Annotated in this window: 1 pseudogene; it reads left to right on the top strand. The window is 69.0% G+C overall.

Going from position 1 to position 378, the window contains the following annotated elements:
- Window positions 1-378 (top strand): annotated as a pseudogene (locus tag FLP08_RS17330) (cytochrome c); the annotation flags it as partial.

Genomic DNA, 378 nt, shown 5'->3' with positions numbered 1-378 from the left:
GCCGCTCTTACCGAGGGCAAGCGCAAGGACGGCGCCTACCTCTATCCGGCGATGCCCTACACCTCCTATCACCTGATCGAGCGCGAGGATGCCGACGCCATCTACGCCTACCTGATGGCCCAGGAGCCGATCGCCCGGCCGGCGCCGCAGACCAGCCTGAGCTTCCCGTTCAACGTGCGCATGGGCCTGGCCGGCTGGAACCTGCTCTACGGCAAGAGCGTGCGCTTGCAGCCGGAGGAAGGGCGCAGCGAGGCCTGGAAGCGCGGGCAGTACATGGTCGAGGTGCTCGGCCACTGCGGCGAGTGCCATACCCCGCGCAACCTGGCCGGCGCCCTGGAGCAGGACAAGCGCCTGAGCGGCGGCCTGCTCAACGGCTAC

The sequence above is a fragment of the Christiangramia aestuarii genome, from assembly GCF_009735585.1.
GTDB lineage: Bacteria > Bacteroidota > Bacteroidia > Flavobacteriales > Flavobacteriaceae > Christiangramia > Christiangramia aestuarii.
This window is presented reverse-complemented; position numbering and strand designations above follow the sequence as displayed.